The organism is Lysobacter hankyongensis (assembly GCF_039543145.1).
In the GTDB taxonomy this organism is placed as follows: Bacteria; Pseudomonadota; Gammaproteobacteria; order Xanthomonadales; family Xanthomonadaceae; genus Lysobacter_I; species Lysobacter_I hankyongensis.
The window spans coordinates 60,798-76,180 of record NZ_BAABJE010000010.1; the positions used below are offsets into that span (position 1 = coordinate 60,798).

Annotated in this window: 13 protein-coding genes; 1 reads left to right on the forward strand and 12 read right to left on the reverse strand. The window is 63.6% G+C overall.

The window, feature by feature from the left end; all coding sequences use genetic code 11:
* Positions 1-248 precede the first annotated feature (248 nt).
* From ABD974_RS09970 to ABD974_RS10000, 7 genes are all read right to left on the reverse strand, one after another.
* Complete coding sequence (locus ABD974_RS09970) at positions 249-590, reverse strand: hypothetical protein (RefSeq protein WP_345303170.1); 342 nt, start codon at positions 588-590, stop codon at positions 249-251.
* A complete protein-coding gene (locus ABD974_RS09975; protein ID WP_345303171.1) occupies positions 580-5,496 on the reverse strand; it encodes an RHS repeat-associated core domain-containing protein in 4,917 nt (1,638 codons plus the stop codon). Before ABD974_RS09975 ends, ABD974_RS09970 begins: the two co-directional genes overlap by 11 nt.
* A gap of 181 nt (positions 5,497-5,677) precedes the next feature.
* A complete protein-coding gene (locus ABD974_RS09980; protein WP_345303172.1) occupies positions 5,678-6,991 on the reverse strand; it encodes a Xaa-Pro dipeptidase in 1,314 nt (437 codons plus the stop codon).
* Positions 6,992-7,078: 87 nt separating this feature from the next.
* The gene (cyoE, locus tag ABD974_RS09985) at positions 7,079-7,999 is read right to left on the reverse strand and encodes a heme o synthase (protein ID WP_345303173.1); all 921 of its coding nucleotides are present in this window, start codon (positions 7,997-7,999) and stop codon (positions 7,079-7,081) included.
* Between the two features lies 1 nt (position 8,000).
* Complete coding sequence (locus tag ABD974_RS09990; RefSeq protein ID WP_345303174.1) at positions 8,001-9,182, reverse strand: COX15/CtaA family protein; 1,182 nt, start codon at positions 9,180-9,182, stop codon at positions 8,001-8,003.
* 45 nt (positions 9,183-9,227) lie between these two features.
* Entirely contained in the window at positions 9,228-9,815 is a 588-nt protein-coding gene (locus tag ABD974_RS09995; RefSeq protein ID WP_345303175.1) for a hypothetical protein, read from the reverse strand.
* Positions 9,815-10,555 carry an SURF1 family protein gene (locus ABD974_RS10000; RefSeq protein ID WP_345303176.1) on the reverse strand — a complete coding sequence of 247 codons (741 nt, stop codon included), beginning with the start codon at positions 10,553-10,555 and terminating at the stop codon, positions 9,815-9,817. Before ABD974_RS10000 ends, ABD974_RS09995 begins: the two co-directional genes overlap by 1 nt.
* A gap of 71 nt (positions 10,556-10,626) precedes the next feature.
* Here ABD974_RS10000 and ABD974_RS10005 point away from each other — a divergent pair, with 71 nt between their 5' ends.
* Positions 10,627-10,857, forward strand: a complete 231-nt coding sequence (locus ABD974_RS10005) for a twin transmembrane helix small protein (RefSeq protein WP_345303177.1) — start codon at positions 10,627-10,629, stop codon at positions 10,855-10,857.
* A gap of 136 nt (positions 10,858-10,993) precedes the next feature.
* Here the strand turns inward: ABD974_RS10005 and ABD974_RS10010 are convergent, their stop codons facing one another.
* Genes ABD974_RS10010 through coxB form a run of 5 tightly spaced genes read right to left on the reverse strand, consistent with a single transcriptional unit; the run spans position 10,994 to position 15,289 of the window.
* A complete protein-coding gene (locus tag ABD974_RS10010) occupies positions 10,994-11,878 on the reverse strand; it encodes a cytochrome c oxidase subunit 3 (protein ID WP_345303178.1) in 885 nt (294 codons plus the stop codon).
* Positions 11,879-11,924: 46 nt separating this feature from the next.
* On the reverse strand, positions 11,925-12,521 hold the full coding sequence (locus tag ABD974_RS10015) for a cytochrome c oxidase assembly protein (protein ID WP_345303179.1): 597 nt from the start codon (positions 12,519-12,521) through the stop codon (positions 11,925-11,927).
* The gene (locus tag ABD974_RS10020) at positions 12,518-12,655 is read right to left on the reverse strand and encodes a hypothetical protein (protein ID WP_345303180.1); all 138 of its coding nucleotides are present in this window, start codon (positions 12,653-12,655) and stop codon (positions 12,518-12,520) included. The genes ABD974_RS10015 and ABD974_RS10020 overlap by 4 nt, the downstream gene beginning before the upstream one ends.
* Positions 12,656-12,692: 37 nt before the next feature.
* Positions 12,693-14,309, reverse strand: coding sequence for a cytochrome c oxidase subunit I (ctaD, locus tag ABD974_RS10025; protein WP_345303181.1), 1,617 nt, complete (start codon positions 14,307-14,309; stop codon positions 12,693-12,695).
* A 23-nt stretch (positions 14,310-14,332) separates the two neighbouring features.
* Positions 14,333-15,289, reverse strand: coding sequence for a cytochrome c oxidase subunit II (coxB, locus tag ABD974_RS10030; RefSeq protein ID WP_345303182.1), 957 nt, complete (start codon positions 15,287-15,289; stop codon positions 14,333-14,335).
* Positions 15,290-15,383 lie beyond the last annotated feature (94 nt).

Here is a 15,383-nt window from a genome sequence, read left to right on the forward strand (position 1 = left end):
CGACGAGTGAAGCTTCATTCACTGTGTAAAGTCGACCGACTTCCCGCAGATCGTTCCCGAAACGAAGGCGACAACCAAAATCCAACCCGACACACTCGCCGCTTAACCGCTTCTACCGAAGCCCGGGTGTCGGGTAGTTACCAAACTTGTACAAGCGGCCAAAACAAGAAGCCCGCGCACTGCGCGGGCTTCTTGTTTGATCGGCTAGCGAGAAGTCAACCTGATCCTACTCGCTTGGGTTGGAGACTTCACTCAAGGCAAATCGCTTTCGCTGTAGAGGCTAACTCTCTCGATGATTCATACGTAATCAGCCATTCCCCATCTCTTTGATGGCTAAACATCAACTCAACATCTCGGCCGGGAATACTTGCGCCCGCCTTTTGCCGCCGAAGCGCAACAGTGATGTACGCGGTATCAGCGTCACCCTCTCCAACTCCCTTGTAGTCTGCGCTTACGGGGCAGCCAATCTGATTCTTAGAGAGATATTCGTTAACTTGCTTCAAAATACGGTCTTCTTGAGGCCTGCCTGTGCATCCAACAAAAAAAATAACGATAAGCACGAGAGCAGCTGTCCGAAAATCAATAGCCATACATCACTCCAAGAGTGCAGCACTTCGTGCATTCATCAACAATAGAAGCCTCATCGCCTCCTGTGTTGGAGCAATTCTGCTTTTTAGAACAATCGAATCCTTTTTCATTCGCAGCAAGATCATCCGGCTGGAACGCCCAAGGTCTTTGTCTGCTATACCTTCCGCTCAAGTCCCAAAGATCATGGACATAGAAACCCTGATACTCGTTCACTATGCCGGAAAGACGGGTAATACCGACCCCATATTTTTTCGACAAAATGCAACTGACTGTGCAGTGCCTTTCGAACGAGTTTCTTTCTCCGGGGAAAGTTCTATGTCCCCACACACGCCAAGTTCTCATCCCATTATAAATTTCTGTCGGTGTCGGCCCTGATGGCCGAGTAACGCCGCCAACACGTCCACCTGATCTCCTAGGCGAACCAGGTGTTCCAAAGCCCATCAGTCCTTCTGGATCAATGGCTGTAAGCGGATTTCCACCGACGTAACCATACGTACTGATGCCGCCCGCAAGCCCAATCGGATCACTCTGACTGTATCTCCCTGTGCCGGACTCATAGTCCCGGAAGTAGTTGTAATTGAGCCCGCTTGCCGCATCATACCGCTGCCCCGGGAACCGCATATCGAACACAAACGCGATGCTGTCGCCGTCCGTGTCCTGATCCGGCGCGGTGTTACCGAAGGCCTCGCCCGTCAACTCCCAGCGCCACACCGCAGTGCCGCCCGCACCGCGCGCGGGATCGACCACCACCCGCGGCGTGCCCAGCGCGTCGGCTTCGATGTAATGCAGCTTCTGCGCAACGCCTGAGCCCGTGAGCACGCCCACCGGCAGATCGCCCAACCACACGATCTGCTGCGCCGGCGCACCGGCACTGTCGTACTCGCCTAACCATTGCCCGCTCTCGGCGTACAAACTGTAGCGGTCGTCGTTCGCCGCCAGCCACGTCCGCACCTGTTCGCCGCGGCCGTTGTAGGCGTAGTTGCGTTTCACGATTCCGGATTCGAGGTACTGGCTCATCCGGTTGAGGTCGTTGTAGGCAAAGGTTTTCGCCGCGCCGCCGATCTGCGTAGTGTTGCCGGCGTCGTCGTAGCCGCGCGCTGTCGCGCCGACGCTGTTCAGGCGATGACTGCCGCTGCCGTACCCATAGGCCGTCGTCGCGCCGCTCACGGTCGCACTCGTGCGGTTGCCGGTCGGGTCGTACGCATAGGCTTCCAACACCGCGGCGGTGGCGCCGTCCTTCGTTTCGACGAGGCGATTCAAGCCGTCATAACCGAAGGCACGCAGCGGCGGTTCGGCCTGCGCCGCGGTCCGCAACTTCTTGAGATTGCCGACTTCGTCGAACTCGTAGCCCAGGCTCAAGCCGCCGGGACCGATCACCTCGACGAAGCCCGGCTGATAGTTCTGATTGAGACTGCGCTTCATCACCCGACCATTGCCATAAATCCACTCGGCGACCGGGCCGAAGGGGTAATACGTCGCATTGGCGAGCACGACCTGCCGGGTCCCGCCCGCAGGCGTCGCGCCGACTTCGCTCACGCGGCCCAGCGCATCGTGGACGTAGTCCACCACGGCGCCATCGGGATAGACCATGCCGGTCATCTGCCCGGCGGTGTTGAACAGATAACGCAGCGTGAAGGTCTGGCCGTTGGTGACCTGCACCTTGCGCACGAGGTTGCCGAACCGGTCGTAGCAGTAGCTCGTGCTGCCGCTGCCATCGACGATCTTCGTCAGCCGGCCAACACTGAAGCCTTCGCCGCTCTGGCAGACCGCCTGCGTCGTGTCGTAGACGTAGCCGGTGTTGAGCGACGCGGTCGGATATGCGATCGAGGTCAATCGATTCAACGCATCGTAGCCGTAGGTCGTGGTCACGCCGCGCGCATCGATCTGCGAGGCCCGGTTGCCGGCGCTGTCGTAGGTGTAGGTCGTGATGCCGGTGTCCGGGCTCTGCAACTGGGTCAGATCGCCGAAGCCGTTGTAAGCGTAGTTGGTATCGAGACCCTTCGGATCGTTGACCTGGGTCAGGTTGTCCAGCACGTCGTAGCTGAACTTGGTTTCGGCCGCGATGCCGTTCATGTCCTGCAGGGTGCGGCTGAGACGATTCAACGGGTCGACGTTGTTGTCCGCGACCCGGCTGAGCGGATCGGTCGCCTGGTCAAGGTTTTCGTTCACGTCGTAGGTGAACGATACCGTTCGATTGTAGGCATCGGTTCGCGATTGGAGTTGTTCCAGCGCATTGAATGCGCGCGAGAGATTGCGCATCAACACGCCTTGATCGTCCTTGATCTGCTCCTGAGTTCGATTCCCGGCGCTGTCGAGCGTGTAGACGATGCTGTTTCCCTCGGCGTCGACGATTCCGACAAGACGCCGGGCGCCATCGTACGTGAACGACAGGAACGCCCCATCGGGCGAAGTAAACTTCTTGACTGTGCCCGTCGGCCAGTACTCGATCGTTGAGATCTGGTCGTCGCTCTCCAATGCGGGGTTCGCCCCACGGATCTTGTGCGCAGTCAGCCAACCCTGAAGGTTGTAGACGAAATCGACAACGATCCCATCGGCATCCTGCACGGACGTCGGCTTGCCGTACATGTTGTAAGCAAGATACTCGACGAACTGCCCGAGCGGGTTCGTGACCCGTTTCAACTGCCCTTTCCGATAGAGGCAGCCAGCCGGATTCGATGCGCACGAAGCATGATCGTTGGCATAGTACGAATACGTCGTCTTGTCCAGAACGTCGGTACGTGGCCCATCGACCGACGTGAGCAATGCGCGCATCGGACAACTTCCCGCCAGCACGTCGGCATCGGTGCAATGATTGTAGGTGACCGTCCTGGACGCACTGGTGGCGGGGTCGATGATCGTTTGCGTCTGGACCAGGCCCAGCGAGTCGTAAGTCCATTCGCGGCGCTGTTTGGTTATATAGCTCGATCCGGATTTTTTCTGGATGTCGATCGAACTGATTTGATAGAGGCTGTTGCGGCTCGTCCTCACCGCACGCTCGATGGTGGTGCCATAGGCATCTAATCTGGCCGCACGGTAAGACCCATCCGTCGAATATTCGTAACGGGTAATGTTTTGCGCCTTGTCCCGGCTTTCGAATATGCGCGGCCCGGCATATGTCGTGTACTCGCTGCCTCCCGAACCGACAACAGCGGTCGCGCGTCGATAGCCGCTGCTGTTCGACATGGTATACGTCTTTGTCTCGCCCGACGGCGTCGTCACCGTCGCCTGCGTATCGCCTGTATAGGTGAGTTCCGTCTTTTCGACCACGCCACCAGCCGAATGCAACTGGCTGAGTCTGACGCGGCCACGGCTGTCGTAGCCAAACGTCGCATATCGCTGACCGTCCTCGGCGGTGATCCCGGTCAACGCATGCGGATCGTTGGCATCCGAGTATCCCGACTCGTTGTAGTGGTAAGTCCTGACTCTTCCATCCGGGTACTGGACCGACTGCAGATTGCCGGCAGTATCGTAGGCATAGCCGACCTGGGAGCCATCCGGAAGCACCACCACCGAGAGTCGGTCGTTCGCATATTGAAAGGCGAGCGTACGTCCGAGGTTATCGACGGCCCCGATCAATCGATCGGAGTAGTACGTGAAATCGATCTTCCATCCGGAGCTGGATTGCGACTCGATTCTGGTCAGTCTCCCTGCAGAATTGAACGTTCGAAGGATGCCATTCTCGGAATACAGGATGTATGTTCCGTTCGCCTGCTGGTCCAGTACGCGCACCGAATCATCAACCGATGCGTATCGGGAAGTCGTACCCACGCGGGTAAAGGCTTCGATGTAACCGTCATCACGAATCATGCCGATACTGCCCGAAGGCGCGGTCACGATACGATCAGAGTAGGAATGAACCCAACCAGGCGCCAGTTCCGGCAACATCCCCGCCTGCCGTATGGAATGATAAGAACGGACGAAGGAACGACCTGAAAATTCGAAGTCGGTTTCGAACCGCGCCTTGTCCCCGGTCGCCGGATAGCATGGATTCTCGCTCGCCGGTTTCGAACATGACTGCATCACCTTGGCTGTGATGGTCGGGAACGGGCCGGAAGGCTTGCAGACCTGATACGCGTCGTAAAGCACGAGAGTGGGAGAGAGCCCTACGCTTGGATGGTAGCCGTCCTTCGGCTCATAACCCGCAGGGCATACGTAGGATGTGAACATGTACAGCGGCACGCTGCGGGCGACCGGAGCAGACCATCCAGGGCAGAAAATGGTCCATTTCAGGACTCTCGCATTCGACTGCCTGTTGTGGCGCAGGAATCCGGTCCAGAGTCCATTGTTGAATGCCCATATCTTCGACTGCCTGAATGGCACGTCATAAGTGTTCTCCGGACTCACATCCGTGATCGTGCAAGCGGGATTGGATGCCTGCTGTTGCGCCATGAAGTTGGTGATCATGACGGACTCGTTCAGGCACGAATTCGGATAGACAGGATCACCGCTGGGAGGACAATATGCTGGCGCCGGATTTCCGACGTCGATCAGATAGACCGATGAATTCATCGGCGGGACGATGTCATCGACCGTATATTCGATCGTCCATTTTTTCAGTTCCGATGCGTTCCCGATCGCGCCCTTCTTTTTCTTGAGGCGGGAGCCATAAACCGATGCGGCCCGCATGGCATTCTCGGCATCGACCTGTTTCTGATAACAAATTCCCGCGTAGCAATACTCGTAGGAGTCGCTCTGTGCCGAGACAGGCGCAGTCCCGAGCAGAGAAAGCACGGCGATCAACGCGAAACTGGCGAACCAGCCATATCCATGCACTGAAAGGAAAACCCGCAAGCGGCCTACGAAATGACGGGGCGCATCGGACCTCCTGCATCCCGCCGCCGATTTCGCGATCTCGCCTTCCAGGCGACCGTCAGCATTCATCCAACGCAGGAAGGCAATTCTCTTCATGGCACCGTCCTTGTGATCTCACGGGATTACCACGGCGAACAGCCGTCGGAAGACAGCCTTGAATCGCACCGCTCGACCAAATTAGCCGGAAGCCTCCCGCGATACCGGGAGGCTCGTCTCATCGCAGGAGATCAGGCATGGCAGGCAGCAACAGAAGCGTTCAGCTACCGCTCGATATGCATCAATCGCTTTTTATCACCACCCCACCCTTCATCACGAACGGCACCGCTTCCAGCAGGGTCACGTCCTGCGCGGGATTGCCCGGCACGGCGATGATGTCGGCGTAGCGGCCGGTTTCGAGAATGCCGACATCGCTGCGGCCGAGCGCGTCCGCGGCGTTGATGGTGGCGGACTGGATCGCCTGGGTCGGGGTCATGCCGTAACGCACCATCACCGCGAACTGCTTCGCGTTGTCGCCGTGCGGGTAGATGCCGGCATCGGTGCCGAAGACCATCTTCACGCCGGCCGCATGCGCGCGGCGGAAATTCTCGCGCTGCACATCGGCGAGTTCGCGGTCCTTGCGCAGGTTGTCTTCGAGCACGCCGTTCTTCGCGCCTTCGGATTGGGTGTAATCGGTGTTGTAGATATCCATCGAGAGATACGCACCGAACTGCTTTGCGAGGCGGATGCCCTCGTCGTCGAGCAGGCTCGCGTGCTCGATGGTGTCGACGCCGGCGCGGATCGCGTCGCGGATGCCGGAGGCGCCGTGCGCGTGCGCAGCGACCTTCACGCCCCACATGTGCGCCTCGTCCGCGGTCGCCTTCATCTCGGCATAGGTCATCTGCTGTTGGCCGGATTCGGTGTTGCGCGAGAACACGCCGCCGGTGGCGCAGATCTTGATCACCTGCGCGCCGTACTTGCGCACTTCGCGCACCGACTTGCGCGCCTCGTCGGGATTGTCGGCGTTGTAGGCGTTGCGATCGTGCATCGACGGCGGAAAATAGGTCGAATCGCAATGTCCGCCGGTGGCGCCGAACGCGTAGCCCGCGGGCACGATGCGCGGCCCCTGCACGCGACCTTCGTCGATCGCCTGCTGCAGGCCCACATCGTTCCAGTCGTCGGAGCCGAGGTTCCGGATGGTGGTGAAACCGGCCATCAGCGTCTTCTGCGCGTGCGTCACCGACACCGCCGACCAGAAGCGATCGTTGAACTGCAGGTAGCTGTAGCCGCTGTAGGTGGGATCGCTGTCGATATGCACGTGCATGTCGATCAGGCCGGGCAGCAGGGTGACATCGCCGAGGTTGTAGCGGCGCACATCGGGCGCGACGATGGCAGCGCCGGGGCCGTGGGCGACCTGTTTGATGCGCCCGCCTTCGACCAGCACCTGCACATTCTCCAGTACGCGACCGCTGCGGACATCGAGCATGCGCGCGGCGGTGACGACGGACGCCGGCGGCGGCGCTTCGCGCCCATGTGCGGAAAACGCGGCGGCGACGAGCGCGAGGCCGCACACCAGGGTGTTGAGACAAGGCCTGCCAGGACGCGGATGACGCATGATCGAACCCCCATCGACGGATCGGGCAAGCGTACGCGCTGGGCGTGCCGCGGTCGAGCCGACCAACGTCGAGGCTGGCTACGCGGCTCAGCCCGCGGGCTGGAATTCGATCGCCGCCACCGGGGCCAACCAGGGCAGGAGCCAGTGGTCCACCAGCAAAAACGCGAACAGCGCCATCAGATAGACGATCGAGTAGTTGAAGGTGCGCATCGCGAAGAACTCGTCCGGCGGATCCAGCAGCTTCCACGCGTACCACAGGAACACCGCGCCCAGCACCAGCGCGCCGCCGAGATAGAAATATCCGCTCATGCCGACCGCCCAGGGCAGCACGCTGATCACCAGCAGCAGCACCGTGTACAACAGGATCTGCCAGCGGGTGTATTCGACGCCATGCGTGACCGGCAGCATCGGCACCAGCGCGCGGGCGTAATCCTCGCGACGAAAGATCGCCAGCGCCCAGAAATGCGGCGGCGTCCACACGAAGATGATGAGCACCAGCAGCAGCGCGTGCGCCCAGTCCCATTCGTTCTGCATGCCGGTGACCGCGGCCCAGCCCAGCAGCGGCGGCGCGGCGCCGGCGATGCCGCCGATGACGATGTTCTGCGGCGTGGCGCGTTTCAGCCATGCGGTGTAGACGATGGCGTAACCGATCAGCGACGCGAACGTCAGCAGCGCGGTGATGCGGTTGACCATGGAGATCAGCATCGCCATCGACAGCGCGCCGAGGAACACCGCGAACGCCAGCACCTGCGCCGGCTTCAGCGCGCCGGTGGCCAGCGGGCGGTGCGCGGTGCGCGCCATCACCCGGTCGATGCGCTGGTCGATCAGGTGATTGATCGCCGCGGCGCTGGACGCGGCCAGCCAGATGCCGATGAAACCGAACACGCTTTCGCGCAGCGGCGGCAGACCGGGCACCGCGAGGAACATGCCCACCAGCGCGGTGAACACGATCAGCGCCACCACCCGCGGCTTGGTCAGGGCCCAGTATTCGCGCATCGGGAAGGTCATGTCAGTCCGTCGGCGGGCGCAGACGCGCGAGCAGCCCGACCAGCAGGAACAGCAGCAGCGCGGCGCCGGCGTTGTGCAGCGTCGCCACCCACAGCGGCAGCCCCATCACGACGTTGCCGATGCCGAGACCGACCTGGGCCAGCGTCAGCAGGCCGAGGACCACGCCCGCGAGCCACAGTCCCGGCGTGCGGATCAATTTGAAGGCCAACGTGAGCAGGTAGAGGAACACCACCACCGCCATGCCGCGATGGGCGAGCTGGATCGCGATGCGCGAGGCGCCATCGAGCACGCCGCCCTCGTAGTCGACGCCGATGCCGCGCCACAGCACGAAGCCTTCGCGGAAATCGGTCGGCGGCAGCCACTGGCCGACGCAGGTCGGGAAATCGTTGCCGCAGGCCAGCGCGGCATAGTTCGCGCTGACCCAGCCGCCGAGCGCGATCTGGATGCCGACGACGGCGACCGCGCCGATCAGCCAGCGGCGCATGACCGGGACGCCGGCGATGCGCACCGGGCTGCCGGTGGCGCGCCAGGCCATCCAGGTCAGCATCGCGAACGTGCTCATGCCGCCCAGCAGGTGGCCCATCACCACCACCGGTTTGAGCAGCAGCGTGACCGTCCACATGCCCAGCAGCGCCTGGAACACGATCAGCATCAGCGTGAGCGTGGAGGCGCGGGACAGATCGTCGTTGCTCCATCGCAGGGCTGCGAGCAGCAGAATCGATTCGCCGAGCACCGCGCACGCGATCGCGGCCTCGTGCATGCCGCGCATGTACAGCGGGATGCCCACCGCGATCAGCGCGGCCGCGGCCAGGACCTGGGCGACGCCGAAACGGCGCCGGCGTGCGGCCAACAGCGCGAGGATCAGCACCAGCGTCCCGAGCACGGCCGCGGCGTGGCGGTGCACCTGCTCGCGCCAGGCCTTGTGCACTTCCAGCGGCCGCACATCGAGCGCGGTCGGATGGTTCACTTCCGCGGTGACCGACGGCCAGGTGGCGCGGCCGTAGCAGGTCGGCCAGTCCGGACAGCTCAGACCGGCATGGGAGAGCCGCACGAACGCGCCGAACACGATGACGCACAGCGCCAGCGCCACCGCCAGCCACGCGATGCGGTGATAGTGGCGATAGATCGGCGCCTTCGGCGCGGCCGGCCGCGCATCGGCGGCCTGAAGCGATTCGTTCGACATGGGGGCGGGCGGGATGGGAGCGGACGACATGGCGGCGGGTCTGGCCTATTTCAGCTTGAGCAGCCGGGACATGTCCTGGCGGAGATGGGCCGGATCGAACCCGGGAGCGTAACGCAGAACCACGAAGCCGTTGGGGTCGATGACGTAGACCGGCACACCCTTGGGGTCGTCGAGGCGCGGCAGCCCGGCGCGCAGCGCCGCATCGTCGCGGAGTTCGCGGAATTCCGGTCCGCGCTCGATCCCCGCCGGCGGCACCCCGACCCACAGCAGATGCACGTCGGTGGCGTCGCGGCCGAACAATTGCCAGACCAGATCGAGCTGGCCCGCCAGCGCGACGCAGAGCTGGCCGCAATCGGCAGGAGGCGCCACCACGATCCGCCACCGCCGTTCCACCGGGTTCCATCGATAAGCGCCGCCACCGGCCAGGGTCGGCGTCAGCGCGCGCAGATCCGTCGGCGGCTGCAGCAGCTCGCCATGATTCTTCATGCCGGCCGGGCGCCAGCCGGAGAAACGCAGCAGGCCCGCCAGCGCGAATCCGCCGAAGAAGATCGCGAAGATCGCGATCAGCATGAGCCGGTTGCGATTGCGGACACCGCCGGGAGCGGCAGGCGGGGAGTCGGGGGTCGGGTTCATCAGGATGCACTCCGGTGTCGTTGCGCGGCGCGACGGGCGCGCCAGGTCAGCAGCAGCGCGGTGATCAGCACGGCCAGAGCCAGCGCGAACCATTGCACCGCATAACCCAGATGCCGTTCGGGCGGCAACGTGTTGGGCAGGATGTCGAAATCGCGCTGGAAACCGAAACCGGCGTCCGGCGCCGGGCGCAACACCCGCGGCGCGAGCGTCGGCGCCTGCAGCGGAACGCGCAGCGCCTGCAGGTCGATCGTCGTCGTCAGCAGCGTGCCGTCCGCCAGCGTCGCGGGCGCGCCCATGCCCAGGCCCGCACCGGGCGGTGGCAGCAGCAGGCCCGACAGCGCGGTCCGCGAGACATCGCGCGGGACCGGCGGCATGAGGCGGTCCAGCGGCAGCGCGACCCAGCCCAGATCGACCAGCAGCGGCGGCCCGCCACGCACGTCGAACCGCCGGTATGCGCGCACACCCACCCTGCCGGCGTGCTGCTGGTTGTCGAGCAGCACCGCCGGCGCGTCCGCGAAGCGGCCCTCGATCTCGACCCAGTCGTAGCGCTGCCGCCGCGAGGCGTCGCCGACGACCGACAGCGGCTGCGGCACGCGCGAAGCCAGCGCCCGGGACGCCGCCTCCAGCATCGCGCGCTTCTCGTGCGAGCGATCGAGCTGCCAGACGCCCAGGCGCGCGAACAGCGCCATCGTCAACAGAGCGATCGCCCACAGGAACAGCGGATGGCGGCGCGGATTCACCCCGGTGCCCTCAGCGCCTGCGATAATCGCACCCGCAAACCGCGCCGATCCGCGCGCCGTCGGAGTGCCTCATGAACGATTCGTTGAAGACCCTGCTCATCGTCGGGGTTCTGATCCTGATCGTGTGGAACCTGGGAGCCGGCCTGTACTACATGCTGGTCGACAAGGGACAGACCAAACGCACCGTTAACGCCCTGACCCGGCGCATCGCGTTGTCCGTGGGGCTGATCCTGCTGCTGATCCTGGCGATCTTCATGGGCTGGATCGAACCGCACGGCATCGGTCGCAATCCCGCGGGCTGATCGCTCGCACTCATACGGGCGACGGCGCCGGAAGGATTCGTTCCCCGGCTGACTGCCGCACGCGTCCGCAGACGTTTTCACAGACACGAAGGCCGGCGCAATGCCGGCCTTCGTTCGCGTGACGCGCCGATGCGCGTTACAGCACGTAGACGAACAGGAACAGGCCCAGCCACACCACGTCGACGAAGTGCCAGTACCAGGCCACCGCTTCGAACGCGAAGTGCTGGTCCTTGCTGAAATGGCCCTTCGCGCAGCGCAGCCACATGATCGCCAGCATCAGCGTGCCGAGGGTCACGTGCGCACCGTGGAAGCCGGTGAGCATGAAGAAGGTGGAACCGTAGATGCCCGAACCCAGGGTGAGGTTCAGTTCCTTGTAGGCGTGGATGTATTCCTCGGCCTGGTAGAACAGGAACAGGCAGCCGAGGGCGACCGTGGCGCCGAGCCACACCAGAAGCGCCTTGCGGTGCGCGGCCTTGAGCGCGTGATGCGCCAGGGTCACGGTCACGCCGGAGGTCAGCAGGATCAGGGTGTTGATCAGCGGCAGGCCCCAGGCCGGGATGGTCTGGAAGTGGCCGCCGACGTTGCCGGGGCCGCTGCTCGGCCAGGCCGCGGTGAAGTCCGACCACAGCGTGGCGTTGGTCATCGCGCCGTCGCCCTCGCCGCCCAGCCACGGCAGCGCGAACTGGCGGGCGTAGAACAGCGCGCCGAAGAACGCGGCGAAGAACATCACTTCAGAGAAGATGAACCACACCATGCCCATGCGGAAGGACACGTCGACCTGCTTGTTGTAGAAGCCGCTGACCGATTCGATGATCACATCGGCGAACCATTTGAACAGAATGAACAGCAGGCCGAGCAGGCCGGCGAAGAACACCGACTTGCCCCAGCCGATGTGGTTCAGCCAGCTGGCGAGACCAACCATGGTGGCGAAGAGGAAGACCGAAGCGAACACCGGCCACTTGCTGCCGTGAGGCACGAAGTAGACATTCGGGTCGTGGTGATCGGCGTGCGCTTGAGCCATGGCGGTCGTCTCGCGTGAAGTATTCGAATGGAAAATCGGGAAAAGGTCAGGGCGCGCTGCGCTGCGCATCGGCCGAGGCGCCGGACTTCGATCCGGAGAGCCTGGCCGTCAGCACATCGTTCTTGAAGAAGGTATAGGACAGCGTGAGCGTGCGCACGTCCTGCGGCAGATCCGGATCGACGATGAAACGCACCGGCATCTCGCGCGACTCGCCGGCGGCGAGCGTCTGCGCGGTGAAGCAGAAGCATTCGGTCTTGTTGAAGTATTTCGAACCGAGCGCCGGCGCCACCGACGGCGTGGCGCTGCCGACGATATCGCGGTCGCTGGTGTTGCGCGCGATGTAGGCGGTTTCGTAAATCTCGCCGGGCCGCACCTGCATGCTCAACTGCTTCGGGGCGAAGGCCCAGGGCAGCTTGGAATTGACGTCGCCGTCGAACCGCACCGTGATCATGCGGTCGTGGCCTGTCGCGGCGGCGGCGGTCTCGGCGGGGCCGCGTTCGAGGCGGATGCCGAACACCTTCTCGCAGGCGATGCGGTACAGCGGCACCAGCGCGAAGCTGAAACCGAAGGCCAGCAGCGACACGGCGACCATGCCACCGACGCCGAAGCGGCGCGCGCGTGCGGCGGATGTCTCGGCGCTCATTTCGCCACCACATTGAGCAGCATGAAGCCGACGTAAACCGCGACCGCGATGCCCGCGAACACCAGCGCCGTGCGCCGCGCGGAGGCGCGGCGTTCGGCCATCGGGTCCCGGGTGGGGGTCGGTTGTCCGGTCATGGCGTCGCGGGTGCTCGCAGGATCGATCCGCAGGGCGTCAGTGCGTGATGTCGCCGTGGGCGAGATCGCCTTCACGGATCACCGGCGGCGTGGTGAAGGTGTGGTGCGGAGCCGGCGACGGCACCGTCCATTCCAGGCCCTTCGCGCCTTCCCAGGCGCGGGCTTCGGCCTTGGCGCCGTGCTTCAGCGAATGCCACAGCACGTAGGCCATGATGAACGGGGTCGCGAACATGCCGAAGGCGCCGATCGAGCTGACGAGGTTCCAGTCCGCGAACACGACGTTGTAGTCGGGGATGCGGCGCGGCATGCCGGCCAGGCCGAGGAAGTGCTGCGGGAAGAACAGCAGGTTCACGAACACCACCGACCACCAGAAATGGAACTTGGCCAGCGTCTCGCTGTACATGCGGCCGGTCCACTTCGGCCACCAGTAGTACACCGCCGCGATGATCGCGAACAGCGCGCCGGTGACCAGCACGTAATGGAAGTGGGCGACGACGAAATAGGTGTCGTGGTACTGGAAATCGGCCGGGACGATGGCGAGCATCAGGCCCGAGAAGCCGCCGATGGTGAACAGGATCACGAACGCGATCGCCCACAGCATCGGCGATTCGAACGAGATCGAGCCGCGCCACATCGTGGTGACCCAGTTGAACACCTTCACGCCGGTCGGCACCGCGATCAGCATGGTCGCGAACATGAAGTAGATCTCGCCACCGAGCGGCATGCCGACGGTGAACATGTGGTGCGCCCACACGATGAACGAGAGGAAGGCGATCGAAGCGGTGGCGTACACCATCGCCTGGTAACCGAACAGCGGCTTGCGGCTGAAGGTCGGGATGATCTCCGACACCACGCCGAAGGCCGGCAGGATCATGATGTAGACCTCGGGGTGACCGAAGAACCAGAAGATGTGCTGGAACATCACCGGGTCACCGCCGCCCTTCGCGCTGAAGAAGCTGGTCAGGAAGAACTTGTCGGTGAGCAGCATGGTCACGGCGCCGGCGAGCACCGGCATCACCGCGATCAGCAGGAAGGCGGTGATCAGCCAGGTCCAGCAGAAGATCGGCATCTTCAGCAGATCCACGCCCGGGGCGCGCATGTTGAGGATGGTGGCGATGATGTTGATCGCGCCCATGATCGAGCTGATGCCCATCATGTGGATGGCGAAGATCGCGAACGACAGGTTGTATCCGCCCTGCAGCGACAGCGGCGGATACAGGGTCCAGCCGCCAGCGGGCGCGCCGCCCGGCAGGAAGAACGTGACCAGCAGCAACGCGAAGGCGAACGGCATGATCCAGAAGGACCAGTTGTTCATGCGCGGCAGCGCCATGTCCGGCGCGCCGATCTGCAGCGGCACCATCCAGTTGGCCAGACCGACGAAGGCCGGCATCACGCCGCCGAAGATCATGACCAGCGCGTGCACGGTGGTCATCGAATTGAAGAACTCGGGGCTGACGTGCTGCAGGCCCGGCGTCATCAGTTCGGTGCGGATCACCACCGACATGCCGGCGCCGATGATGAACATCACGAAGCTGAACACCAGATACAGCGTGCCGATGTCCTTGTGGTTGGTCGAGAAGAACCAACGCTCCACGAAGCCCTGCTTGTGGTCGTGCGCGTCGTGGTGATCTGCGGCGTGGGTGGTGGTGGCCATGACTTACCTCGAAAGTGGAGCGATCAACCGGCCTTGGCGGCGGTTGCGGCGGCGTTCTGGTCGGCAGCGGTGGCGGTCGCCGGCGCGGCGGCTTCGGCGGCGGGCGCCGCTTCGGCCGGCGCGGCATCGGCAGGCGCCGCTTCCGCGGGCGCGGCCGGCGCCGGAGGCGCGTTCTTCGCGCGCTGCTCGGCCAGCCACTGCTGGAATTCGGCCTTCGACACGGCCTTCACCACGATCGGCATGAATCCGTGGTCCTTGCCGCAGAGTTCCGCACACTGGCCGCGGTACACGCCCGGGGTTTTGATCTCGGTCCAGGCGTCGTTGACGATGCCCGGGATGGCGTCCTGCTTCCAGCCCAGCGCCGGCACCCACCATGCGTGGATCACGTCGTCGGCCTTGATCAGGAAATGGATCTTGGTGTCGACCGGAACGACGAGGGGATTGTCGACGTCGAGCAGATAGTTCGGATGGTCGGCGCCGCGCGCATCGACGCCGCTCTGGCGGATCTGGTCGCTCTTGCGATCGAGGCGGCTGGTGAAGCTGACGGTGTCGCCCGGCTTGTCGCCCGGGTATTCGTAGTGCCACAGCCACTGATAACCGGTGACCTTGATGGTCATCGCCGCATCGCGGGTGTCGTACATCGCGATCAGCTTGCTGGTGGCCGGGAACGCCATCATCACCAGCAGCGCCACCGGCACCACGGTCCAGATGATTTCCAGCTTGGTGCTGTGGGTGAAGTCCACGTCGGGCTTGGCGCCCTTGGACTTGCGGAACTTGAACATGGCGAAGGCCATGGCGCCGAAGACGATCAGGCCGATGACGACGCAGATCCACAGCGCGAGCATATGCGCGTCGTAGGCGTGCTTCGAGGACTCGGTGACCCCCTGCCCCATGTTCAGCTGCCAACGTTTCGGGTCGGCGGACTGGGCCATCGCCATCATCGGAATCAGGAGCGCGACCAGCGGCAGCGCCGCCAGCATCCGACCCCATCCCGTCACACACGCACGCGTTCGCACCATGGTCCAACACCCCGAAGTCGCGACTCGACCGAGTCGATGCAGATGAAAGAGTTAC

What these genes read in the sequence shown, in the direction of transcription:
- ctaD (WP_345303181.1), bottom strand. Translation starts at nt 14,309, where the DNA reads ATGGCCACCACCACCCACGCCGCAGATCACCACGACGCGCACGACCAC.
- coxB (WP_345303182.1), bottom strand. Translation starts at nt 15,289, where the DNA reads ATGCTGGCGGCGCTGCCGCTGGTCGCGCTCCTGATTCCGATGATGGCG.
- cyoE (WP_345303173.1), bottom strand. Translation starts at nt 7,999, where the DNA reads ATGACCTTCCCGATGCGCGAATACTGGGCCCTGACCAAGCCGCGGGTG.
- ABD974_RS10020 (WP_345303180.1), bottom strand. Translation starts at nt 12,655, where the DNA reads ATGACCGGACAACCGACCCCCACCCGGGACCCGATGGCCGAACGCCGC.
- ABD974_RS10010 (WP_345303178.1), bottom strand. Translation starts at nt 11,878, where the DNA reads ATGGCTCAAGCGCACGCCGATCACCACGACCCGAATGTCTACTTCGTG.
- ABD974_RS09975 (WP_345303171.1), bottom strand. Translation starts at nt 5,496, where the DNA reads ATGAAGAGAATTGCCTTCCTGCGTTGGATGAATGCTGACGGTCGCCTG.
- ABD974_RS10005 (WP_345303177.1), top strand. Translation starts at nt 10,627, where the DNA reads ATGAACGATTCGTTGAAGACCCTGCTCATCGTCGGGGTTCTGATCCTG.
- ABD974_RS09980 (WP_345303172.1), bottom strand. Translation starts at nt 6,991, where the DNA reads ATGCGTCATCCGCGTCCTGGCAGGCCTTGTCTCAACACCCTGGTGTGC.
- ABD974_RS09970 (WP_345303170.1), bottom strand. Translation starts at nt 590, where the DNA reads ATGGCTATTGATTTTCGGACAGCTGCTCTCGTGCTTATCGTTATTTTT.
- ABD974_RS09990 (WP_345303174.1), bottom strand. Translation starts at nt 9,182, where the DNA reads ATGTCGAACGAATCGCTTCAGGCCGCCGATGCGCGGCCGGCCGCGCCG.
- ABD974_RS09995 (WP_345303175.1), bottom strand. Translation starts at nt 9,815, where the DNA reads ATGAACCCGACCCCCGACTCCCCGCCTGCCGCTCCCGGCGGTGTCCGC.
- ABD974_RS10015 (WP_345303179.1), bottom strand. Translation starts at nt 12,521, where the DNA reads ATGAGCGCCGAGACATCCGCCGCACGCGCGCGCCGCTTCGGCGTCGGT.